The sequence below is a fragment of the uncultured Desulfosarcina sp. genome (assembly GCF_963664155.2).
In the GTDB taxonomy this organism is placed as follows: Bacteria; Desulfobacterota; Desulfobacteria; order Desulfobacterales; family Desulfosarcinaceae; genus Desulfosarcina.
This window is the reverse complement of sequence record NZ_CAXXXH010000001.1, coordinates 4,991,053-5,011,784: the sequence shown is the minus strand read 5'-3', so window position 1 is coordinate 5,011,784 and position 20,732 is coordinate 4,991,053. Positions and strand designations below refer to the sequence as shown.

Sequence of the window (20,732 nt, the reverse complement as noted above, 5' to 3'; positions counted from 1 at the left end):
ATGCTTTATGAAAATTTTGAGGCTTATAGGTTTTATACTCATTGTTACTCGGTTCTTTTCGCCGGCGGTTTCTGTCGCCGGCGATGATTTGTACGATCCTGCCGATTACCTCCACTACAAACTCCAGCAAAACGATATTGTTTTTCTGGGGACAATACACAAGAAGCCCGAGATCCTGAGTTTTATTGCAAAGTTGATCCCCTCTCTAAAAGAGGTGGGGGTGACTCACCTCGGCTTAGAAATTCCGTCCGATGAACAGGAAAAGATTGATTATTTCATGAAGACCGGGGATCGCCTGGATGACATCCATCTCCACAAGCAAATCGATTGCCCGGAATACCGGCACCTGTTCCAAGTTTTACGAGGATCCGGTGGGCCAACTCCGGTGGCCATCGATCTGCCCGTTTCCATGTACGATGGGACTGTTTCCCGTGATGAGTGGATGGCACGGTCATTGTTGATCGTGCTGGACAGGCATCCATCGGCAAAGATCCTGGTAGTTGCAGGAAATCTCCACACATTGAAAAAACTCGAATGGGAAAAACATGTTCCCGGTAAGTATCGGTCGATACGGGAATACATCACACGGCAACGGCTTTCTACACGGATGTGGGTAGTTGGGCAGTTGATCCATGGGAATCCCGGTGAGTGCGATTTTACCAGTAAGTTCGGTAAACTGCCTGATGCTGTAGCCTTGGATCTGAATGATCGATATCGAGGATGGAAATTGGGTATTATGGCTTCTATTGCCATAGTCCCGGCGGAATGTTTTGAGTTAATGGACGGGTTGATTGTTTACTAAATTGGGCGATGAAATAATCGTAGCTGTAAAGATATGATACAGGAACCTGCACGCCGAATTGATCGAGGATTTGTTGGAGAAATCTGCAAATTGGACGCGGGTTCGATTCCCGTCGCCTCCACCATTATTTTTATTTAAATTAAGTTAGTTCCATAACTTATTCGCCACAAAAATGTGTAGCACAAAAAAAATTATTTCCCTTTAGCCAAAATAGTCGCAATCTTTTCAACCAATCCGAAAAGTGTAGTTTTTGTAACAACTTCACCATCATCTCTAATTATCTCTGGTTGCCCAAAAAACTTTTCTGACAACTTAGCCTTTAATTCATCTTGCTTTTCTTTCGGCAAAAGTTCCAAGTACGGTCCAATTGATGCCAACTCTAACTCCATCTTTCGATTATGTATTTCTCTTTGACGGTGCCTATTAGATTCTCTAGCCATATAAAAAGCCGGTATAAATAATGTAATAGTCACACCAATCTTTGATATAAGTATTCTCCAATCAAATGGTGATTTTGAAAAATTATAAACAAAATAAATAATCAATATAATACCAATACCCATAAAACCAACAGAAATCCATCTTAAAATGTTTGCCGTTTTCTTCTCATCATCTGCAATTTTATTATAGTTACCTGTTACACCTATGTTTGCTATAATATTAAGCAACCGCTTAGCATCATCTTTTCTTTTATTAAGATAATCGTTTACTTCAAGTGTATCTTTTTTTGCTGTCTCTATTATTTCACTAAATTCAGAAATATATTTTTCTTTGACAGCTTTAGTATCTTCATGCAACTTTCCTAATATAGTGCTAATCTCACTCAAAGAATTATTTTTAAATCCGTCTATTTCTTTTTGGAACTTTTTCTGGAATTCTAAGTGCTCCGTATCAAAAGTATGAATTTTTTTATCGAAGGTTTCTCTTCGACGTCCTTCTTCTTCAAGGAATTGAGTTTGATATTGTGAAATTGCTTTATCTAATCGAGATTTCTGTTTATTAATAACTTCGATTTGTTCATTTATTGTAATTTTTAATTTATGTAATTCATCTACTATAGACTTAAACTTTTCTTCAAATACTTTGGCTTTCGAATTACTGTTAAGAACTACTTTCGAAATAGATTCCAACAACCCATTAAAAGAGTCTTCAAGTTCTTTTGCCTTTTCTGTTTCAGGTATTCTGTATACTTGACTCAGGTTGCTAAGGATGTTCTCTCCTCTTGTATTAGCGGCGGTCTCTAAATGATTTTGATCATTATCTGCGAAATAGGCCTTAAAGTCATTCGCTATGTTTAAACACGCTTTATTTATCGTATTTAGAACACCTAATTGGACGTAATCAATATCTGCATTCTTTAGTGTAACCTCAGCCAACGAAATTATCTTAAGAACTCTAAAAGCGAACTCCTGAGATAATTTCTCATCTATATTTGGTATCGATTCCTCAATCTCATTTTTAAGGTCTTTAATAGTTTTGTGAACTGGATGTAAATTAAAACGCTCATCATAATACGACATTTTAACACTCCGATTATTAATCGCTTAATTTATAACCTTGCATCTAACACTAATTTTCTATTCTTTAATAGCATCTTTAACTTTTAATTTTTCTGATCTAATAGGCTGAAAATATCTATCAAAAGCCTTATTATTTTTTGAACCTGTACCACCTCGTTTAATTTCTTCAGGAGTCAACAATTGTCCTAATGCTTTTGCGACAGTGTGTTTAGTCCCACCGTATAATCCAACACCATCAACGCCAAGGCTATTGCAGGCCTTGTCCCACTAAACTTTCGGATTGATATTAAAATGGAACATTTCCTCCGATTGCAGATAAATTGAGATCATCTTTGTCATTCAGAACCTGCCAAATCTAATGATAAATTATAGATTCATATGTTTGTAATTGGATCGTTAAGCGGTTGAGCGGGGATCTTCCATGTCATTCTTTGCAACTCAAGCACTGACGAAAGACGGTTTCAATGATAACATAATTAGTGTCACCGATTTTGTTGCAAGAGGACTCCTCGACTTCCACACGGATCAAAGCAAGCGTCCCATCGTGTAAGGCAATAGTGGACTCATAGATTGATACAAAATTTACATACGTGGACGAACGATAGGTCTCTTGCGTGCCAAGATTGATGAGACCAGATCCAGAACTACTACCAACGAGCACGACGCCGGATAAAATCAGTTCCTGACCGACGAAGTTCTCACCTTCTATAACACGCTTGATCAAGGTACCAACATCAATTTTCTGGGTGTCTGCATGTGCGTAGGATGCTAGGGTTAAGATGATCGCTAAAATGAAAAATCTGATAAACTTCATTTTAACTCCTCACTTTGTAAAGGCACCCAACGAAAAGTTCAGAAGATGGTGATAAATTGAGATCATCTTTGTTAAAAGGTCATTGCCTAAACGGGTGATTAGTTGGAGCGGTAAAACGCTAAGTGTCTGGGACGGCATGCACCTCGTCGTCCCCAATACACGCTTGTTGTGCTTCATTATCTTCTTTATAAATACCTTTCCGCTTAAGGTATTTTACAAAATTCTGGTTAAGAATAAGCTTTCCTTCTTTAATGTTTTGCCCAATAGCAGCAACCACAATTTGTACAGCAGATTTATAAGATTGGACAGCGTCAATTGGTAGTTGGTCGTGGTCCTGAGACCAAAGATGCAGGTAGCGGTTTCTTACTATACGGATTGATTCAAACGCAGATAAAATATCTGAATCAATAATAGAGTATGCTGCAAGAATACTTACCCTACGCATCTGTCCCAGTTTCTCGAATTTTCGGCCAAATACTGAATTTTGGTCTTTATCCGACATTGGTTTGTTGTTCAATTGAAATCCGCTTATTTCAAAGAGCAATATAGCAACCATTTCAGTAACCATTCCGCATAAGGCAATGGTGCTTAGATAATTTCCACACATGTATGCTGCTTTAGCATTACGCAATGGCCACACAAGCTTATCGAGTATCCTTTGCTCATATGGCGCAGCAATAAGTTTTATTTTTTCTATGCTGATTTCCTTGTATCTTTGAATTAGGCTTTCTGTATCGGAACCAATACCGGGTATGCATATGAAGTTTAAAATATCTGTTGGGGACAATTCTTTTTCGTCAATTGAGGCCCACGGTTCGTCTACCTCATGAAATTGTAGCGGATTAAGAAAGACCTGTATTTGCTTTTCATCCGGCATTTTTATCCTTTATCTGTTTAGCATAACCAGTAAGTATTTGGATCTTTATATCATCACATTTGGTGTATTATATAGAAAAGGTGGCGATGGATCTGATTTCAGATACATTGAGAGTATCTCATAAAAACTGAGTTTGTCAAAACCTTCACTATGTTGGAGTTATCAGCAACACTTCGTCTCTGTATCGAGAGAACCAAGCCACTGCAGACAATTGTTGTGTGCTCCTGTTACTTATTCATTCCAACCCAAAAATTATCATGCGCCTTAGCTATTGGTTTGGATGCTAAATACGTAACACCTACCGCCTCAACATCATCAACAAAACCAACTTTTGGATAAAACAGTTTTGCTTCTGACGATGCATCTCTCTTGTTTGCCAAACGATAGTAGGAAAAATTATTTGGTAAAAGAAAAATAAATGGATCTAACAAGACCATTATAGCAATTTTAGAAAATACGCCCGATACAAAAACCGCATCACAAGAAGTATGAGAGTCAATACCCATAGGCCAATCATCCGATTCTGGGTGAAGTGCTTTTATCAATGAGACCGCCAAAATCAGATTATCTCTTATTGAATCTATTGGACGTAAGACTCTCTCCCTGAGGGTATAGGTAGTTGTATACTTATGTTTTGGATTTGCTGCACACCAACATAATCCGTCGATTTTCCATAGCCATCGAATTAATCGCTCAGCCTCAATATCACTAATTCCACAGTTTGATTCTATGTCATCAAATAGTTTTGAAACAGGCCCCTCAAGCTCTTTCCCAAAAAGGCTATTACATTCGCAGCAAAGGGGCAGGGTAGCTCGCAAAGCTGGCAACTTACGATTTTTCATCCACCGAATTCCGGTACTATTAGTGTTCGTTTTTAATATGAGCCATTTGGGAAAAACGTGTTCTTTAGTAATTTCAACACTTGATCTTTCACATGCAGCACACGATTTTTTCAAATGTTTTAATGAAGGTTTCATTTTCTTCTATAAGCCTAACGACCATCTGTGTGGCGAATGGACCGAGTCCTAAACCAGCGATATGTTAGCTTCAGAGGTTTTTGAAAAAAGTAAATAATAGTTCTACCTCCTCTAGTGAAACCCAACTTTTATGCTTTAGTATTAGATCAAAAAATTCGATTTCAGATCTATTTTGTAAAATCTCTTTTGCAAATTCAATTATTTCTCCATCAATTTCGTATCCAAGCTTCTCAGAATAGAGAAATGCTCTAAAAACTTGAAGCTCTGGGAAATAATACAAATAGTCTTTACAATTAAATTTTATTAACTTTTTTTTAATATCTTCTATGGATTTAAGACCCGTAAGCTTATATTTTTTAATATCAAATAAAAGGCCATTCATTGCAAAAACGGTGGTTTTAATAATATTTTCAGATGATGCTGATAGAATATTTTGCTTAAATGCAAATGTCTCTTTTAGTTCCCAAAAATCCGCTTTTCTATCTCGGGCAAAATTAAATCTATAACCGCCGAAGTTACTTCGGGTGAAGGCTGGCAAATTTTTCTCAGTAATTTGGCCATCTACTACAATATCTATATCTTGCCATGAAACATTATCATTATGATAATAATTATGAAGTATGTCTCTTAACCACCCTCCAAATATATAGAGATTGTTCTTATCATTAAGGACAGAAATCAACATAGACAGGTGTTTATATCGGTTGATTAGCTCAATATATGACTCCTTGATAAAATTCTCATGTTCATTAAATATTAGCTTCATAAATCATCCTAATTCTACAAATTTGACCTCTTTAGATTTTTGCATAACAGCTATAATGTCTTTATAGATCTCAGTAGATTTTATTTTGGTTTGGTCAGAAAAAATGAAAATCGGCACAGGTCTTTTTTCTTTTCTGAAAAAGTATGGAACGAACCACATTTCATAATCGTCAAAAATATATGCTGAATATGCTGGATACAACTCATAGTAACTGAGCTTTACATTACTCTTCAAATCATCAGGTAATTCATCATAAATTCGATTTTTTATATATTGCACTACATATTTCGTTTTGTCAGTAAGATCATTTTTGCTCGTATCTAAGAATCTTTTAGATACAATTGGTAGAACATCACTTTCAGGGTCAAGAAAAAACAATTCAAGCTTTAGCCCATTGTGAATTATCAGATCCTTCAATTCAGGCGAATAATATTCAAAAAAACTTGCGTTCCGAATAACCAACATTTTTACTTCTTTTGACTTTTTAATCCTTTCTATTAATATATTGTTGTTATACACTTTTATTACATTATGCATTCCATAGTCGAAAACATTCTGGCAAAAAGTAAATTCTTTTAGTGCATTTGAAAGCATCGATTCCATATGAACTGTGTACTTTTTTCTTAAATATAGCTCACTAATAAATGTATACGTTCCTCCAAAAATGAATAAACCCCCTAAGTTTAAAAGCAGATAAGATATCAATGAAGATGTCGAACCAGGGATAAATTTAAAGCTTACGATAACCATCAATACCCCAACAGCCGCTACGATGATGGTGGATATTTTTATTCTTGTAAAATACTCTACTTTCTTTTCACTATAATTAGTCATTTTTACTTGACCTCCAATGATATAGAAAGCTAACTCTGTGGCTCACCAACGAGGTCCGCTTTTTGAGCCGAGGTTGATGTAAATCAAATTGTTAGGTCAATAATAATTATCAATTTAAATTTTCTAAAAATCATTAATCTTTAGGTATTAATTTTGTGGCGAAAATGCTGATTAGACCTCCTAACATAATATACCCAAGTATTACTTCGATTGTAACAACAATTTCCGACCACATATTATTAGGTACAATATCTCCAAAACCAAGAGTTGTGAAGGTTACAACGCTATAGTAATAAAATGAAAAGACAGATCTAGTCCGCTCGCCAGATAGGATGAAAGATTCTGTTATATTTGAATATATAAATCCAAATATTAAACAAATTATAAGTGAGACAATAGTCCATCTGAAAAAACTTTGACCACAATCACTAATAAAAAGCCAGAGATAGTAAATTATTTTGTTCCCAGTACTTTGGGTTTTAAAATGTTTTAAATAATGTTTTCTTCTAATGAAAGATAAGAACAGGGGGTTGCTTGAACCATCGACTTTTGAAACGTCAATATTTTGGAAATCCGTGTTTTTATCAAATTTTATAAAACCAAGGTTTACTCCATTTAACGAAATATCGGACAACCACGAAGATCGGAAATTTGCTTCTTCTAAATTTGAGTTGTCAAAATCTGTAAGGGTTAGATTAGTGTGAGAAAAATCACATTCATTAAAAAACGAATTGCTAAAATTGCTATATAGAATATCAGAATTTTTAAAATTCGATGACGTGAATTCCGATCTGGAAAAGTCAGAGTACGTTAACGCACAATTAGAAAAATCAAATCTGAAAATTTCATCATCTTTAAGGTTTGAAAAGTAAGAAAAGTTGATCCCTCTCAAATCTATTTTAGGTTTTGACTTGCCCCAAGATGTTTTCACAGTACCAATGAATGACTTATAATCCTTGCTATTACCATATGAAAAATTTATTTTTATGATCTTTTTTTTAATTTCTATACCCTGATCTGTGTTCCATCTCGTAACCAGTTCTTTTTCGGACATATTCCGAAAATTATCCTGATCTTCAGAGTTCATCTCATCCCAACTTTTTGTTGGAAATTTCATAACAGAAATCCCTAAAAATTAATGTTAAGATGACCATTGATTATCAGGTCAATTATCCCTATAAATTTTTCAAGCATTGTTTGCCAACTATCCAACATGATTTTTAAAGAGAAATCAATGAATTTCGGTATTTGACTACGTCGGTAAATACAGGGAGTAAGTTGGCTGAAGCGTGTCGGCTGATCTGGTGATACATTGAGATAATCTTTGTTATTCCAAACCTGTCAAATCTGGTGATCAATTGGAGCTGTACTAAGGTTTGATAACAGTTTACCCTTGCAGCGCAGCTCTTTGACTCCGCGCCAGTGATTGGTTGGGCAAAACCCTCAATTACAATATAGCTAACTTTTATTCAGCACTAATTTAAACACTTTTGAATGTGGCCCTTTATCTCGCAAATAGAATCCATTAGAAGGTAAATCTGCAACATAAGACCGGGAATTTCTCTTTAAATCTCTAACAGATATCGATTCAATCTTCCACGCCCTATCACCCTTCCCACCATTATTTCGCTTTATTTCAATATGTGTTGGGTTTCCGTTTGTAACATCAGATCGTATCCGAAATGAGTTGGTTGCGTTTTCCTCAAAATCGTTGCCAGGATTATTTAGCTTTCTATATGGTGTCCATCCTTCCTTCCCCTGTATTCTGCAATATACCTTAGCGTCTGTTCCTGCATCATTTGGGTCACTTCCTGTTTTTATATCTATTATGTAAATATCATGTGGAATATCAGCGCGTTGAATTAATAGTTCAATAGATTCCGTTAAATTCTCTAAAATCTCAGCTCGCTCATATTTTTCTACCTCCAGTTGGCGGGTAGCTTCTTTTTTTGTTTCGATGGCAGCTATTATAGTGATAACCCCAGAAATAACTATCAATGCTGCTATCAACCATCCAGCATTAGTTGTGTTTGCAAAAATATTACCCTTTTTTGCATCTTCTTTACGGCGAGTTTTAAAGAATACACCACACAAACCTATCAGAACAGCAATGATTATCCCGATAATTGTTGATACCATTGTTCCCCCAATTCAGACACATAGGTGCTCTATGAGATGCTCGACATTGGTATTGAAAAGATGTCCCGACAACATGGCTCAAAAGGGGCAAAAAATAGTCAACTCCTGACTGGTAATCCCTTAGGAAACCATTTTTAATCTGAAATATAGATTACAGATACATTGAGAATATCTTAGGAAATTGGAATATGTCAATCAGTGGACAAACGGTTTTCGAAATTCTCTGGATTTAGGAACCTGAACGATCAATGTTCAACCTGCCGGGCGGACGACTTGGCTACAGGTGGGTCCTGAGGTTGCGGCTGCCGGCAACCGGACTCAGATAGAGGACGACGAACGCGTGGACATAGGGAACATCCCGCAGTTTTCGGATGACCGGCTGGTATAGCTGCCCTTTTCCATAGTATTTTCCTATGCGGCAATAAAAAAACACCGATTTTTTTTGTGATGGAATAATTTTGAGCTGTTTCCGATAGCCGTTTTCAGGAGCTTCTTCCAGTTCGTTGTACTTATCACGGATTTTAAAGGCGGTCGTCTCTACCGGGAGAAAACCGCCCTCCACCCCCTGGAGTTCCAGGTGCAATGGGATATCCAGGGTGTGAAAGCTGTTCGCTTCTTCCGCATCGGCCAGTTCGCTGAACACGGCGTTTTCGGTAGAGAAAAGAATAACGGCGAAAGGACCATCCTTATCACGGGCCTTGGCCTTTTCCTTCTCGATCAGGTAGCTGGGCACGAATTTCAGCTCAGTCGGTTTACCGGCCAGCACCATGAAGGGACCCTCCTCTCCGGTTGTCAACTGAACATCCCTGAGGATAACCCGCACAAAGCTGCTTTCCGGATGCAAAACGATCCGAATACTGCTACGCCGAAAAACGAACGGTTCACCGCCCCCCGGATCTTCTTTACCTGACATTACCGCAACGAAGCGGGCCATCATGGAGTGCTCTTCGTGCTCGCTGGCTGAAATGGTGTATTCTTCCGAGACATACCCGGGCGTCCTGAAGCTCAGCGAATGAATCGGGCATCCGGTACAGGCGACCGCGAACGTCTTGTTGATCTTGCTTTTTTTTCTGATGGTTTTGTATTCGAATGAACTCGGTGGAAAATGGTGCTCCTCGATGGTCATGGTGACATCGGTCAAGGGGTTGCCGTCCGGATCGACGATTTCGCCGTTGAGCTCGAAGCGGATGGGGATGCTTGCACGGGCCCGTTCGAAAGGATCCTCATCGCCGGTGGATTTCGATCGGGGCGCTGCCGGCTCTTCCACCGCCATTCCCGGAGGCGGTGTATCGGAGAAGCGCAAAACGCCGTTTTCATCCACCCAGCGATAGGTCTTTGCTTCGACACTGAAGCTATAAGCAAGAAATGCTGCCAGCAGCAGAAAAAAAATGTTGCGGTTCACTGTTTCTCGACTCTTTTGTCTGTTATGGCAAGGCCTTGTATGGTTTTCCAACACAATTTCCAGCATGAATCAAGACGCGAATTCAAAGCAGGTGGGCAAGGTTTTTAGTTTCCATCGGTAAGTTGCCCAACTTTTCCACAGACAGTCCGATCATAGTGATCAGAAAAGTTGCTTGTTAGGCACGAAACATACGCAACGACCCACAAAAGAACACCGCCATGCTGAGACAGCAGCGGCGGTTCAGGAGCAAAATTTGAGGGGAATCCAATTCACCTTGGCAGGAGGATCAACAACGGCAGTGGACGGAAGAGGACTGCTTGCCATGGATTTTTCTAATGTGATGTCGAGATCCGGACCCATTGGGAACTCCGGTGACAAATTCGGAAAAAGGGTGATTAAATTGCTCGACGCTTTACAATCTCTTCTCTTTCCTGCGGTGGATCGTCGTGGCGAATTCTTACTTCATCAATAGTAACAAGGTGTTTACAACCAACCTTTTCAAGTTTTTTTTCCAAGGCTTTATATTTTTCTTCACCATTCAAGGCTTGGTGTATGGAACGAATCAGAGTTTTCAAGGATGAACTTAAGCCGTTTTCAGAATCAAGCACCTCCCGTGTCATTTCCATTAATTCACCTGTATCGGAATTCCCCCTGGAACTATTTGACGGTTCCTTGCAGGATAGTAACCACCCGATGTCAACATTATCAAGTAATGCACATGCGACTTGGTTTCTCTCGGCTTTTTCACTGTTTGTTTCTTGTTCGACGAAATCCTTTTCCTCTGTTTTGAGAAAAGAATCATACAGCAGTGTGATGACCTTCGCTTTAAGCTCTGGCGCCATTTTTCTTTTAAGTTTGCCTATCTGAACTTCCACGCCTTCGATCACCTGCTCCAAAATTGAGGAGTCCAAAGACATGGATATGCCTGATTCGAGCGGCAACTTCTTTTCGCTGGAAGGGACCTTATTTACGTCTGTAGACAATATTTCGATTAACTTGGCAGGGCCAAACATTAATTCAATGGCTTTAAGATGAAGCGAATTAACGGGTTTCCCTCTTTTTATTTCGCCAAAGAAATTAGATTTTTTACCTATTAAATTAGATAGTTCAGACTGTATGCCACGTTTTGTATCAAGCAAATTGATAACGCGTTCGGCTAACTGTGCTTTAAATTTATTTTCGTCTATCGACGATTTATTGCTTGACATATCTCGGCCATAGTGGATATTCGTAACAAAAGACCGCTTCGTAGGTTACCGAAGCGTCCGGAAAAAATAAATCAAACTTCTACTGTCGACCAAATGCTTAACAAAATGAAGCAAAGGTTACAAGGGGAGAAACGAATGCAAAATCGCAATCTTCTGGCCGTCAATGTGCTGGTGACCCTGGGCTACCCGCTTCCCAGCATTCGCAAGGCCCTGCACAAGCTGACCGGTATCACTCAGCCCGAGCTGGCCAGCCGTCTGGGCATCTCGCGCCCCACGGTGACCGCCACCATGGACGGCACACGCGGGTCCGCCGAGGTGAAATCGGCCATTGCCGACATGTTCGAAGTCCCGGTGGATGTTCTGTTTAAACCCGATCACGCATCGCCAGAGGCATAACCGGCCATGATGTTTACCGGCCAGCACAAAGCGGTTCCCGTGAAGTCCCATGGTTGCAGCGTAGCAGTCCGCCGGTCAAAGCCTATGAAAACCAAGGGTCAGGATGTGCAGAAATGATGAGGTGTGAGCATGGCCTATCATAAAATCCCGCGCAAGTTCGACTGCCCAGAGATCGCATCCGATCTTAAAACCCGCCTGCTCTATTCCGACGACATCGACAGCAGCGTGACCCCGGCCATCGCCGACATCATGGGCATCAGCAAGCGCACCGTCTACGCCACCCTGGACGGCGAGATCAAACTTTCCCTGGATTTCCTCCACGCCGCCGTCATCGCCACCGACGGCGACCCCGCCGTCTGCAGATACCTGGAGCCGGACGGCTTCCATCTCAGAAAAAACGATGACCAATGCATTCCCGACAAGGCCACCCTGGCCGAGGAGTGCCTGGACGACGTGCCCTCTTTGGCCCGGTACCACAAGGTCCTGGCGGACCCGGATTCGAAACCGTACGAGGTCGACCTGGCAATGAACGCGGCGATTTACGAGCTGCAGCAGAACCGCATGAAGTGGCGGTCCGACCGGGGCCTGTCCGATGGGGAAAAATGAAACCATGCAGACGATCCTGAAACGCACGGCCATGGCCAACGACGTGCACGAAACATTTTTGGAATTCGTCGGCGTGCAGGATGAGAGTTGCACCGTGGGAAGGATTTTTTACCTGTTCAACATCATGGACCCGGCGCACCGGCGCTACAAGTCGACGGTGGCATTTTTTATAACCGTCAAATAGCGATCCCGCGAGGCAAGGCCGGGCACGGCGCGGCGGGGCTTGGCATGGCAAGACGGGGCACGGCATGGCCAGGTTTGGCTTGGTTTGGTGAGGCGCGGCAAGGCATGGCAAGGTTTGGCGTGGCTGGGCAACATTAATCAACAACCTGAGGAGGCAAGGCAAATGAAAATCGAAGGAATCAAACGGGCAATGGTCGAGATCGAAGGGGTTTCCCCGCTGCTGATGCACAACGGGCAGCTGGCCAATCCCATGAACCCGATCGTCAGGCAGATGAAAGAGATCACCGGCAAGCACCACTCCAAGAAAACGGATGCCGACGACATCGAGCTGATGCGCCTGGAGTTCATGGGCGGCCTGTACCTCGCAGACGACATCGGCCCGTTCATCCCCTGCGAATGCCTGGAAGGGTGCATCCGCGACGCGGCCAAAATCAACAGCAAGGGCAAGCAGGTGACGGCGGGACTGCAGGTCGATCCGGACCGGGTCCGGCTGGTCTACGACGGCCCGCGAACGGCCGAGGACCTGTACGAGGACAAGAACTTCGTGGACGTGCGGCCGATCAAGCTGCAGAAATCGACCACGGTTATGCGCACGCGTCCGCGCTTCAACAGATGGTCGGCCAGCTTCGAGGTCATGGCCATCGAGGAAGTGCTCAACATCCAGGACATCAGGAAATTCATCGAAAAGGCCGGCATGCTCAAGGGGCTGCTGGATTACCGGCCCAAGTTCGGGCGGTTCATCGTCAAGGATTTTGTAGAGGTCTGATCGTTCGGCAAGGCCTGTCGGGGCAAGGCGTGGCATGGCGAGGCTCGGCGCGGCCTGGCGGGGCATGGCACCTGAAACTGGAGGACTCCTTTGAAACTTCATCCGGCATACAAAGAGGCGGGGCGCCGCATCTACCAGAAAGGGCAGATCTTCTACACGGACGGCGAGCTGGCCGGGCTGCTGATGGAGCCCGCCGGCACCGACGGGTTCCGGTTCGCCGTCATGAACCTGAACGAGCACCTGCTTTCCGAATACCAGATCGATTTCATCCGGGCCGAGAACCCGGACGGCGAAAAGGGCTACAAGATCGCCACCTCGGAGGAGAGCGTCATGGTGACCACCCAGCGCCTGGCCCGGCGGTTCCGCAACGTGGTTTCCAAGCAGCGCCGGGTGCTGGACACGGTCGACCGCAACCGGATCAGCGAGGAGGCCGCCTACCTGTACGACCGGCACATGGTCAAAAACGGCATGATGACGAGCTTTCTGAACAAGACCCCGATCAGCCGCTGCGAGCCGGGACTGATGGTGCGCATCGATGTGCCCCGGCTGATCGAGGATAAGTAGGTGTCTGTTTCCGGCCGGGCGCGACGGGACAAGGCTGGGCAAGGCGCGGCTTGGCTGGGCTGGGGTTGGCTAGGCGCGGCGAGGCAAGGTTCTCTTTCATTCCATCACCGAAAGGCAAAACCAATGAAGATCGGCAACATCGAACTCCCCTTTGACGAAAAACATCCGTACCTGTCCGGCGTGCTGTTCGGGATCGTCTGCCAGGCCAGTGCACAGCTGCTGATATACATCTTCGCCGGTTGAAAACCGGAGGCCGGCCAGACCGGTCCGGGAGGAACAAGGGCATGGAAGAAAAGCACAACGATGACAGTGAGCGCCGGGACCCGGAGGCAGCGATCCGGCGGATCGTCAGGGAAGAGATCGAAGTCATATTGGAAGAAATCAACCGCCGGCAGCAGGAGTTTTTGGCTTCATTGCCGAGGCGGGGATAACGGCGGCCGCTGCAACCCTGTACCACCGGGAACCGACCATGGGCGATTTCGTACAAACCTGCAAACAGGTGGACGCGCAGTTCGACAGAATCATGGGAACGCCTTCCATGAACGAACCGGAGGCGGTCATGCTGATCCGGGCCGCGGCCAGGATGATCATGACGACCTATCCGGATCATCGCCGCAGAAGCATGGCCCTGGCTGACCTGTTGAGCAGCGCCGAGCATCTTAAGTCGATCGAAATGCCGCATGCCCGTCTCCATGGCTGACTCCAGCGGCTCGGCCGGCGGCGGCAGCATTATCGGATACATCACGCCGGTCCAGGATACGCAGGATCCGGTCGTCGACCTGAAGAAGCTGGCGGCGGGCATGCTCAGGCAGGCGATCCTGGACATCGGCCGGCCGCGGTTCCAGTCGCGCACGTTGCGGTGGGTCAACGACGACCACCCGGACGCCATAGGGTGGGTGACCGCCTTCGGGACCGTGTGCCGGCTGCTCGGCCGGGACGCGAACCTGACCCGCCGCCTGCTCAACCGCTTCGCGGCCTCCGGCATGACCCTGGAACGGATGGCCGCCCGCGGCAGGACCGACAAACCGGGAAAACGCAAAAAGACCAAAAGGAAGAGGAGCCGGCCATGAACCCGCCCAAACGGATCCGCAAAGCGCTGCTGGAGCGGCTGTACCTGGGGATCGTGTCGCTGATTCAGTATATCGAGGCGGCGCCGACCGGCAACACCCTGCTGTGGTTCGCCGATAGACGCACGCCGGTCAAAACCCTTCCCGATTTCGATTATGCCCGCCGGGCCGCGGCTGAGCTGAAACATGTCATCCGCTACGGTTTCCGGGAGGCCGGGCAGCCGAAGCAGCCGGAACCCGGTCCCGGGAACCGAATGTTGTATGCGGTCCGCAGAAACGGGGACGGAACGGTTGAGCTGACCGTTTATGAAAGCGGGAAGTCTGCGGCGGTCGATCTGGAGAAAGACCTTTTGCGGCAGTTGATCCAACTTCTGAAGGAGTATTCCCGATGATGGCGCCCATACGATGGTCGGACATCCCCTTGCGCTGCTGGCTGGAGATCGTCGGCAAGTTCATCGCCCTGGCGATAACGCTCGGTGTGCCCTTCTGGTGGTTCATGGTGCGGCTGGCCGAGCACGGCTGGAAGTAGTTCGCGAGCGTGGCGCCGGCAACGGATGCCTCCTCCCCGGCCGCCCCGACGGGTCAAGTAGCGGCTGAATAAATCAGCCTGCCAACGGGGCAATCCGAAGGGACGTCTCATGAAGGTTTTAAACGTCCGTCATGCCAGAACCGCCGGCAACCGGCCACTGGCTATAGTCGACCTTCCTGGACCGGGCGCAGAAATGACCCCCGCACAGATGCGGGAGCTGGCCAGGGCGCTGCTCGATGCCGCCGATGAATGCGCATCGCGCCCGACGGACAGGGACTATCGTCCCGCCAGCCGGGAATACCCGTTGCGGACGGAAAAGGCGCTGCATGGAAACGATTAAGATCGCCTGTGTCTGCAAACAATGCGGCCGGCTTACAGACACCACGATTCCCGTACCGGTAACCGCCGGGCGCCGCCGGACCGTTTCCGATCCGCAGGGCAAGCCGGTGGCGTTCGTCAAAAAACCCCTTCGCATCGATCTGAAAAAACATCACCGGGACATCATGGCCATGGTTGAAACGGACTTGACATTCACGGCCATGGCCGCATCGATCGGCTGCACCCTGGGCGGGATGTCGGGATACCTGCGGCGCATGGGGATTACCGCCCGGACCCGGCGCCGCCATGGAAAGTCCAACACCGATGAGAATGCAACGCGTGGAGCGTGTTCCCATATCGGGCATTCCGGATGATTCGAATCCGGACTGGATAACGGTAACGCTGGCGGATACCGGCAGGCCGCTGCGGCTCAGGCGCGACCAGGTGCAGTTTGCGCCAGGCGCGGTGGTCATACCGGCCTGGCTGTGGCAGCGGATTTTCGGGAAAGGCAAAAAGCATGAATGACGAACCGGGATTGCAGTGCCGCTGCGGGCTCATCGTCCCGCGCGAGCAGCTGGTCAACTTTCTGTGTCCAGAGTGCCGGCTGGCCAGGATCCTGACCGAATACGACCGGCCGTCGCCGGACCGGGTGGCCATGGCCGTGCCCGGCAACGATTACACCCTTTTTTCTACCCAGGGACAGGAGGAGCCATGAAACCCACCGACGCAAAACTGGTGGCCGGATTTCTGATCCGCGCGTTCGACCAGTTTGCCGAATACCTGGACCACTGCGCCATCGATCCGGCCGAGGCCTCAATGATCATCGAGGAGATCGCCTGCGCATCCGGCGGGGGCATACCGACCTGCATCGAGCAGTTCTTCGGTCCTTCCCGGAAAACGACCCTTTTCGGTGAAGAGCGCTGCATCGCCGATGTGATCCGGGCTGCCAGGAGCATCCAGGAATTCCTCTGGGCGGACATGAACAGCGCGTGCGGCCTGGAAGAGTTCCGGCGGATGTTCCGCAAGCGCGTGGCCAAGATCGACGCCATCCGCATGGACAATCCGCACTGGCAGGTGGAACTCAACAAGCGCCTTTTGCAGACCGCGGCGATCTGCGTGAACCTGATGGCCAAAACGACCAGGGCACGGATCACCTTCGACGGCATCCACCCGACACTGCCGAGCAACCTGCCCGAATACGACCGGCAAACCAATCATCCATCCGGGAGGCAAGCATGCAACGAACATTCGAGGAGATCAGCCTGACGGCGATCGCGCCGTCGCCGTTCAACCCGCGCAAGGCGTTCAGCGGAACAAAGTTCGACGAACTGGTGGCGTCCATCGCCAATGTGGGCGTCCTGGAACCGGTCCTGGTCCGGCCGGTGGAGGGAAAAACGCCTTACGAGCTGGTCGCCGGCGAGCGGCGCTGGCGGGCCCGTATGGCGGTGGCCGAAGCCAACGGCGGCGTCGAGTCCGCCACGATCCCGGCAATGATCCAGCCCATGGACGACGACACGGCCCTGGACATCCAGACCATCGAGAACCTGCAGCGCGAGGATCTGGACGGCCTGGAAGAGGCGCAGGCCTTCAAAATCTTCGTGGACCGCAAGGGGATCGAGGCCATCCCGGAGCTGGCCCAGCGCACCGGCATAAAAGAGCAGTACATCCGCCGGCGCCTCCTGATCCTGCGCCTGCCCAAAAAGATCCTGGCCGCCTGGGACAAGGGCGAACTCAAGTACGGCCACCTGGAGCAGCTGGCCCGCATGGACGACAAACAGCAACGCATGCAGGTGTTCGACCAGGTGATCAAGGAGAGTCAGCACCGTCAGGTATCGGTCGCCTCCCTCAAGGACATGATCCGACGCATCTCCCCGCCATTGAAGTCGGCACGCTTCAACATCGAGGCAGAGGGCTGCCTCACCTGCACGCAGAACACCGGCGTCCAGATCAAGCTGTTCGATATGGGCGACGGCGATGATCATTGCAACCGGCCCAAATGCTTCAAGCAGAAACAGGCGGCCCATCTTCTCAAAACCTGGAGCCGGACAAAATATCCGAGGAAGTTCGGCACCACCGGGTTCCGATTCGACGACGAGGTCGGCTGGAACGATTACCACCACTTCTGGGGCAGCGACCGGATCGCGGAGAAATGCCGGACCTGCGAGAATCATCTCTCCATCCTCTACCTCAGCGGTGAGTCCAGTGATGATCGCGCCTGCTTCGGCGACGAGGATTGTTACAAGGCGGCCAAGGCCGGCAAATCCACCGGTACCGGCGCCGGCAACTCCAAACCCGAGAAGAAGGACGGTCCGCGCGTGGCCTGGCACGGTCAATATTTTCGCGAAGCGTTCTTCCAGGAGCAGCTGCCCCAACGCTTCGAGACCGTGGTGCCCGGCAGCATCACCGCCAACCAGGTGGCCCTGTTCACCATCGTCAAGGGCAATGCCAGGATCCACGACTGGTACATGGAGCGTCACCCTGAAATCGGCAAACCGCGCTGGGAAGGCAGCGAATACCTGTCCATAGACTCCACTGCCCTGTTCACCCTGATCTCCTGCATGGACATGCTGCAGGTGAAAGATGAGATCAATGCCGTGGCCCTGCAGGCGATCCTCTCTGACGAGTACGCCACCGAGGAGCGCGGCATGGTGGCCCGGCACATCGGCATCGACCTGGCCGGCGAGTGGCGTTTTACCGCCGAATACCTCGATAAGAAAACCAAGGCAGAAATGATGGCGTTCGGGGAAAGCTTCGGCCTGTTCGAGGATCCCCAGGCGCAGGCCTTTCTCGCGGATACGCTTAAGCGCAAGGCCTTCACGGCCTGCAAGAAGGGCGAGCTGATCCGGGTGTTCCTGGAGTCCGGCGCAGACACAGGCGGCATGGTGCCCGACGAGATCCTTGCCGACGATCCCGCTGCCGCGTCCACCGGTGGCTGATTCCCTGGACTGAAATCAAAACCGACCGGCCCGGCGCAAGCCGGGCCGACCTTAGCGAGAACCGACGATGCCAGCTCCCCCACACCCTCACAGATACAGACAGCCCGGCCAACAGTCTAACCGGGTTGGAAGGCCAGCGGGTCCTTCCCGGGCCTTTTCCTATAACGGTGAGAAAAGGCTCAGTAGCCGCCCACATTCAAAATTTGAAAATGGAGTGGAGAATGGAATTTTGCTTCCAATCGCCCTTCCCGGCTGCCCGGGCGACCGGCTGCCCCGGGGCCGGCGGCCATGACCGAGCCCCTCGAACCCGCCGGCGACCTGCAGTCGCAGATGGAAGCGTATGCCGGGAAGGTGGCTGCCCGGGTGGCCCAGGAAGCCGCGACCGACCCAGGGGAAGACCCGGTCAACGGCCAGGTCGACGCGAAGTTCATCCGCGCCTGCTTCGACGCCAACGAGTTGGGCGACGGCCTGCTCTTCAAGGCCGTCAACAAGGGAAAACTGGTGTTCAACAAGGCCATGGATTCCTGGATGGTGTGGGCCGCCCATCACTGGGCCGTGGACCAGATGGGCGCGGCCCGGGCCGGTATCGAACAGGTGGTGGCCAAATACGCCGAGGAGCTGGCCGATGTGGCCAGACAGATAAAAGAAGCCGAGGCCGATGGCGTGGGCGAGCAAATCGCCTTTTTCCGGGCCCGGGCCAAAGGTCTGCGCGCCAGGATCAGCCAGCTGCGCAGCCGGCGCCGGGCCAACAACTGTCTTGATTTTGCACACAACTGCGAGGATCCCATGGCAATCAGAGGAGACGAGATCGACCGGAAGCCCATGCTGCTGGCCTGCGCCAATGGCGTGATCAACCTTGAAACCGGAGAACTGGAACCCGGGCGCCAGGAGCAGCACCTGCTCAAGGCCTCCCCGGTGGAGTGGCAGGGCATCCATGCCCCGTGCCCGTTATGGAACCGGAAGCTGCTCGAGATCCTCTCGGGCGACGAACGCCTGATGGCCTTCCTGCAGCGGGTGTTCGGCTATGCCCTGGTCGGCGAGGTGAAGGAGTCGATCATTGTGGTGCTCACCGGCATCGGCCGCAACGGCAAGTCCCTGATCGTGGAGGTGCTCTCCGAGATCATGGGGCCGCTGGCCGGAGCGGTGCGATCGGAGATGCTCCTGGACCAGATGCGGGTGGCTTCCTCCACCGGGCCCACACCGGACATCATGGCATTGCGCGGCCTGCGCATGGCCTTCGCCTCGGAGACCGACGACGGCTGCCGGGTCAGCCCCTCCCGGGTCAAGTGGCTCACCGGCAAGGACAAGCTCACCGGCCGCAACCCCCATGACAAGTATGAGGTGCAGTTCTCCCCCACCCACACGTTGTTTTTGCTGACCAACCACAAGCCGCATGCGCCGGCGGACGACTTCGCCTTCTGGGAGCGGGTGGTGCTGATCCCGTTCAGGCTCTCCTTTGTCGACCGCCGGCCGAAGAACGAGTCCGAACGAGTGGCGGATCCGCTTTTGGCCTCGAAGCTGATCCCCGAGTATCCCGGGATCCTGGCCTGGATGGTGCGCGGGTGTCTCGAGTACCAGCAGCGCGGCCTGGATCCGCCGCCGGTGGTGAAAGAGGCGGTGGAGGAGTACCAGCGCGACGAGGACATCCTGGCCGACTTCGTGGACGAATGCTGCATCGTTGGCGAGGGATACCAGGTGGGGGCCACGGCCCTGTACGACATCTTCGAGCGCTGGTGGAAGAAGAACGTGTCCAAGAACGCACCCAAGCAAAAGCGCTTCGGCACGATCATGGGACGCCGGTTCGAACGCAAGAAGGACGGGGTTTACAAGTACCTGGGCGTGGGCCTGCTCGAGAACGTGGAGGAACTTTTTACCTGAGACCGGACCGACGGAACTATCAGACCGGATCGATTTTAGAGTCGTCCGGGGCTTTAAAACACCGGTTTTACTGCCGATGCCGGAGTGTTCTCCCGTATCGGACCAATATCCGGCTATATCTCTAGAATATTTTTTCTGAAAAAACTTTTT

Annotated in this window: 28 protein-coding genes; 18 read left to right on the top strand and 10 right to left on the bottom strand. The window is 48.7% G+C overall.

Going from position 1 to position 20,732, the window contains the following annotated elements:
* Positions 1–7 precede the first annotated feature (7 nt).
* Entirely contained in the window at positions 8–802 is a 795-nt protein-coding gene (locus tag ACHZBS_RS22935) for a hypothetical protein (RefSeq protein ID WP_319408818.1), read from the top strand.
* A gap of 191 nt (positions 803–993) precedes the next feature.
* Here the strand turns inward: ACHZBS_RS22935 and ACHZBS_RS22930 are convergent, their stop codons facing one another.
* From ACHZBS_RS22930 to ACHZBS_RS22885, 10 genes are all read right to left on the bottom strand, one after another.
* A complete protein-coding gene (locus ACHZBS_RS22930) occupies positions 994–2,322 on the bottom strand; it encodes a hypothetical protein (protein WP_319408817.1) in 1,329 nt (442 codons plus the stop codon).
* A 424-nt stretch (positions 2,323–2,746) separates the two neighbouring features.
* Complete coding sequence (locus ACHZBS_RS22925; RefSeq protein ID WP_319408816.1) at positions 2,747–3,136, bottom strand: hypothetical protein; 390 nt, start codon at positions 3,134–3,136, stop codon at positions 2,747–2,749.
* A gap of 118 nt (positions 3,137–3,254) precedes the next feature.
* Entirely contained in the window at positions 3,255–4,013 is a 759-nt protein-coding gene (locus ACHZBS_RS22920; RefSeq protein ID WP_319408815.1) for a hypothetical protein, read from the bottom strand.
* 227 nt (positions 4,014–4,240) lie between these two features.
* Positions 4,241–4,855: a hypothetical protein gene (locus ACHZBS_RS22915; protein WP_319408814.1), complete on the bottom strand. Its 615-nt coding sequence runs from the start codon at positions 4,853–4,855 to the stop codon at positions 4,241–4,243.
* A gap of 205 nt (positions 4,856–5,060) precedes the next feature.
* The gene (locus ACHZBS_RS22910; protein ID WP_319408813.1) at positions 5,061–5,756 is read right to left on the bottom strand and encodes a hypothetical protein; all 696 of its coding nucleotides are present in this window, start codon (positions 5,754–5,756) and stop codon (positions 5,061–5,063) included.
* Positions 5,757–5,759: 3 nt separating this feature from the next.
* Complete coding sequence (locus ACHZBS_RS22905) at positions 5,760–6,590, bottom strand: hypothetical protein (RefSeq protein ID WP_319408812.1); 831 nt, start codon at positions 6,588–6,590, stop codon at positions 5,760–5,762.
* A 133-nt stretch (positions 6,591–6,723) separates the two neighbouring features.
* The gene (locus ACHZBS_RS22900) at positions 6,724–7,707 is read right to left on the bottom strand and encodes a pentapeptide repeat-containing protein (RefSeq protein ID WP_319408811.1); all 984 of its coding nucleotides are present in this window, start codon (positions 7,705–7,707) and stop codon (positions 6,724–6,726) included.
* A gap of 341 nt (positions 7,708–8,048) precedes the next feature.
* The gene (locus ACHZBS_RS22895) at positions 8,049–8,729 is read right to left on the bottom strand and encodes a PLAT/LH2 domain-containing protein (protein ID WP_319408810.1); all 681 of its coding nucleotides are present in this window, start codon (positions 8,727–8,729) and stop codon (positions 8,049–8,051) included.
* A 277-nt stretch (positions 8,730–9,006) separates the two neighbouring features.
* The gene (locus tag ACHZBS_RS22890) at positions 9,007–10,131 is read right to left on the bottom strand and encodes a DUF4124 domain-containing protein (RefSeq protein WP_319408809.1); all 1,125 of its coding nucleotides are present in this window, start codon (positions 10,129–10,131) and stop codon (positions 9,007–9,009) included.
* A 395-nt stretch (positions 10,132–10,526) separates the two neighbouring features.
* On the bottom strand, positions 10,527–11,339 hold the full coding sequence (locus ACHZBS_RS22885; protein ID WP_319408808.1) for a hypothetical protein: 813 nt from the start codon (positions 11,337–11,339) through the stop codon (positions 10,527–10,529).
* 135 nt (positions 11,340–11,474) lie between these two features.
* Here ACHZBS_RS22885 and ACHZBS_RS22880 point away from each other — a divergent pair, with 135 nt between their 5' ends.
* From ACHZBS_RS22880 to ACHZBS_RS22800, 17 genes are all read left to right on the top strand, one after another.
* Entirely contained in the window at positions 11,475–11,735 is a 261-nt protein-coding gene (locus ACHZBS_RS22880) for a helix-turn-helix transcriptional regulator (RefSeq protein WP_319405336.1), read from the top strand.
* A 129-nt stretch (positions 11,736–11,864) separates the two neighbouring features.
* A complete protein-coding gene (locus ACHZBS_RS22875; protein WP_319408807.1) occupies positions 11,865–12,341 on the top strand; it encodes a hypothetical protein in 477 nt (158 codons plus the stop codon).
* The gene (locus ACHZBS_RS22870; RefSeq protein WP_319408806.1) at positions 12,328–12,525 is read left to right on the top strand and encodes a hypothetical protein; all 198 of its coding nucleotides are present in this window, start codon (positions 12,328–12,330) and stop codon (positions 12,523–12,525) included. The genes ACHZBS_RS22875 and ACHZBS_RS22870 overlap by 14 nt, the downstream gene beginning before the upstream one ends.
* Before the next feature lie 162 nt (positions 12,526–12,687).
* Positions 12,688–13,290: a hypothetical protein gene (locus ACHZBS_RS22865; RefSeq protein ID WP_319408805.1), complete on the top strand. Its 603-nt coding sequence runs from the start codon at positions 12,688–12,690 to the stop codon at positions 13,288–13,290.
* Positions 13,291–13,380: 90 nt separating this feature from the next.
* On the top strand, positions 13,381–13,854 hold the full coding sequence (locus ACHZBS_RS22860) for a hypothetical protein (protein WP_319408804.1): 474 nt from the start codon (positions 13,381–13,383) through the stop codon (positions 13,852–13,854).
* Between the two features lie 284 nt (positions 13,855–14,138).
* Positions 14,139–14,285 (top strand): hypothetical protein, encoded by a 147-nt coding sequence (locus ACHZBS_RS22855; RefSeq protein ID WP_319408803.1) that lies wholly within the window; start codon positions 14,139–14,141, stop codon positions 14,283–14,285.
* Positions 14,286–14,323: 38 nt separating this feature from the next.
* Positions 14,324–14,554 carry a hypothetical protein gene (locus ACHZBS_RS22850; RefSeq protein ID WP_319408802.1) on the top strand — a complete coding sequence of 77 codons (231 nt, stop codon included), beginning with the start codon at positions 14,324–14,326 and terminating at the stop codon, positions 14,552–14,554.
* Complete coding sequence (locus ACHZBS_RS22845; RefSeq protein WP_319408801.1) at positions 14,547–14,924, top strand: hypothetical protein; 378 nt, start codon at positions 14,547–14,549, stop codon at positions 14,922–14,924. Before ACHZBS_RS22850 ends, ACHZBS_RS22845 begins: the two co-directional genes overlap by 8 nt.
* Positions 14,921–15,313 (top strand): hypothetical protein, encoded by a 393-nt coding sequence (locus tag ACHZBS_RS22840; protein WP_319408800.1) that lies wholly within the window; start codon positions 14,921–14,923, stop codon positions 15,311–15,313. The genes ACHZBS_RS22845 and ACHZBS_RS22840 overlap by 4 nt, the downstream gene beginning before the upstream one ends.
* The gene (locus ACHZBS_RS22835; protein WP_319408799.1) at positions 15,310–15,450 is read left to right on the top strand and encodes a hypothetical protein; all 141 of its coding nucleotides are present in this window, start codon (positions 15,310–15,312) and stop codon (positions 15,448–15,450) included. The genes ACHZBS_RS22840 and ACHZBS_RS22835 overlap by 4 nt, the downstream gene beginning before the upstream one ends.
* Before the next feature lie 109 nt (positions 15,451–15,559).
* Entirely contained in the window at positions 15,560–15,790 is a 231-nt protein-coding gene (locus ACHZBS_RS22830) for a hypothetical protein (RefSeq protein ID WP_319408798.1), read from the top strand.
* The gene (locus ACHZBS_RS22825) at positions 15,777–16,142 is read left to right on the top strand and encodes a hypothetical protein (protein WP_319408797.1); all 366 of its coding nucleotides are present in this window, start codon (positions 15,777–15,779) and stop codon (positions 16,140–16,142) included. Before ACHZBS_RS22830 ends, ACHZBS_RS22825 begins: the two co-directional genes overlap by 14 nt.
* Positions 16,093–16,293 (top strand): hypothetical protein, encoded by a 201-nt coding sequence (locus tag ACHZBS_RS22820; protein ID WP_319408796.1) that lies wholly within the window; start codon positions 16,093–16,095, stop codon positions 16,291–16,293. Before ACHZBS_RS22825 ends, ACHZBS_RS22820 begins: the two co-directional genes overlap by 50 nt.
* A complete protein-coding gene (locus ACHZBS_RS22815) occupies positions 16,286–16,483 on the top strand; it encodes a hypothetical protein (RefSeq protein WP_319408795.1) in 198 nt (65 codons plus the stop codon). Before ACHZBS_RS22820 ends, ACHZBS_RS22815 begins: the two co-directional genes overlap by 8 nt.
* Positions 16,480–17,034, top strand: a complete 555-nt coding sequence (locus ACHZBS_RS22810; protein WP_319408794.1) for a hypothetical protein — start codon at positions 16,480–16,482, stop codon at positions 17,032–17,034. Before ACHZBS_RS22815 ends, ACHZBS_RS22810 begins: the two co-directional genes overlap by 4 nt.
* The gene (locus tag ACHZBS_RS22805) at positions 17,004–18,704 is read left to right on the top strand and encodes a ParB/RepB/Spo0J family partition protein (protein WP_319408793.1); all 1,701 of its coding nucleotides are present in this window, start codon (positions 17,004–17,006) and stop codon (positions 18,702–18,704) included. The genes ACHZBS_RS22810 and ACHZBS_RS22805 overlap by 31 nt, the downstream gene beginning before the upstream one ends.
* 288 nt (positions 18,705–18,992) lie before the next feature.
* Positions 18,993–20,582, top strand: a complete 1,590-nt coding sequence (locus tag ACHZBS_RS22800) for a phage/plasmid primase, P4 family (RefSeq protein ID WP_319408792.1) — start codon at positions 18,993–18,995, stop codon at positions 20,580–20,582.
* The last annotated feature ends 150 nt before the right edge of the window (positions 20,583–20,732 follow it).

Excerpts from the sequence above, each read along its gene's own strand:
- ACHZBS_RS22935 (WP_319408818.1), top strand. The coding sequence starts at position 8 with ATGAAAATTTTGAGGCTTATAGGTTTTATACTCATTGTTACTCGGTTC.
- ACHZBS_RS22930 (WP_319408817.1), bottom strand. The coding sequence starts at position 2,322 with ATGTCGTATTATGATGAGCGTTTTAATTTACATCCAGTTCACAAAACT.
- ACHZBS_RS22925 (WP_319408816.1), bottom strand. The coding sequence starts at position 3,136 with ATGAAGTTTATCAGATTTTTCATTTTAGCGATCATCTTAACCCTAGCA.
- ACHZBS_RS22920 (WP_319408815.1), bottom strand. The coding sequence starts at position 4,013 with ATGCCGGATGAAAAGCAAATACAGGTCTTTCTTAATCCGCTACAATTT.
- ACHZBS_RS22915 (WP_319408814.1), bottom strand. The coding sequence starts at position 4,855 with ATGAAAAATCGTAAGTTGCCAGCTTTGCGAGCTACCCTGCCCCTTTGC.
- ACHZBS_RS22910 (WP_319408813.1), bottom strand. The coding sequence starts at position 5,756 with ATGAAGCTAATATTTAATGAACATGAGAATTTTATCAAGGAGTCATAT.
- ACHZBS_RS22905 (WP_319408812.1), bottom strand. The coding sequence starts at position 6,590 with ATGACTAATTATAGTGAAAAGAAAGTAGAGTATTTTACAAGAATAAAA.
- ACHZBS_RS22900 (WP_319408811.1), bottom strand. The coding sequence starts at position 7,707 with ATGAAATTTCCAACAAAAAGTTGGGATGAGATGAACTCTGAAGATCAG.
- ACHZBS_RS22895 (WP_319408810.1), bottom strand. The coding sequence starts at position 8,729 with ATGGTATCAACAATTATCGGGATAATCATTGCTGTTCTGATAGGTTTG.
- ACHZBS_RS22885 (WP_319408808.1), bottom strand. The coding sequence starts at position 11,339 with ATGTCAAGCAATAAATCGTCGATAGACGAAAATAAATTTAAAGCACAG.
- ACHZBS_RS22880 (WP_319405336.1), top strand. The coding sequence starts at position 11,475 with ATGCAAAATCGCAATCTTCTGGCCGTCAATGTGCTGGTGACCCTGGGC.
- ACHZBS_RS22875 (WP_319408807.1), top strand. The coding sequence starts at position 11,865 with ATGGCCTATCATAAAATCCCGCGCAAGTTCGACTGCCCAGAGATCGCA.
- ACHZBS_RS22870 (WP_319408806.1), top strand. The coding sequence starts at position 12,328 with ATGGGGAAAAATGAAACCATGCAGACGATCCTGAAACGCACGGCCATG.
- ACHZBS_RS22865 (WP_319408805.1), top strand. The coding sequence starts at position 12,688 with ATGAAAATCGAAGGAATCAAACGGGCAATGGTCGAGATCGAAGGGGTT.
- ACHZBS_RS22855 (WP_319408803.1), top strand. The coding sequence starts at position 14,139 with ATGGAAGAAAAGCACAACGATGACAGTGAGCGCCGGGACCCGGAGGCA.
- ACHZBS_RS22850 (WP_319408802.1), top strand. The coding sequence starts at position 14,324 with ATGGGCGATTTCGTACAAACCTGCAAACAGGTGGACGCGCAGTTCGAC.
- ACHZBS_RS22845 (WP_319408801.1), top strand. The coding sequence starts at position 14,547 with ATGGCTGACTCCAGCGGCTCGGCCGGCGGCGGCAGCATTATCGGATAC.
- ACHZBS_RS22840 (WP_319408800.1), top strand. The coding sequence starts at position 14,921 with ATGAACCCGCCCAAACGGATCCGCAAAGCGCTGCTGGAGCGGCTGTAC.
- ACHZBS_RS22835 (WP_319408799.1), top strand. The coding sequence starts at position 15,310 with ATGATGGCGCCCATACGATGGTCGGACATCCCCTTGCGCTGCTGGCTG.
- ACHZBS_RS22830 (WP_319408798.1), top strand. The coding sequence starts at position 15,560 with ATGAAGGTTTTAAACGTCCGTCATGCCAGAACCGCCGGCAACCGGCCA.
- ACHZBS_RS22825 (WP_319408797.1), top strand. The coding sequence starts at position 15,777 with ATGGAAACGATTAAGATCGCCTGTGTCTGCAAACAATGCGGCCGGCTT.
- ACHZBS_RS22820 (WP_319408796.1), top strand. The coding sequence starts at position 16,093 with ATGAGAATGCAACGCGTGGAGCGTGTTCCCATATCGGGCATTCCGGAT.
- ACHZBS_RS22815 (WP_319408795.1), top strand. The coding sequence starts at position 16,286 with ATGAATGACGAACCGGGATTGCAGTGCCGCTGCGGGCTCATCGTCCCG.
- ACHZBS_RS22810 (WP_319408794.1), top strand. The coding sequence starts at position 16,480 with ATGAAACCCACCGACGCAAAACTGGTGGCCGGATTTCTGATCCGCGCG.
- ACHZBS_RS22805 (WP_319408793.1), top strand. The coding sequence starts at position 17,004 with ATGCAACGAACATTCGAGGAGATCAGCCTGACGGCGATCGCGCCGTCG.
- ACHZBS_RS22800 (WP_319408792.1), top strand. The coding sequence starts at position 18,993 with ATGACCGAGCCCCTCGAACCCGCCGGCGACCTGCAGTCGCAGATGGAA.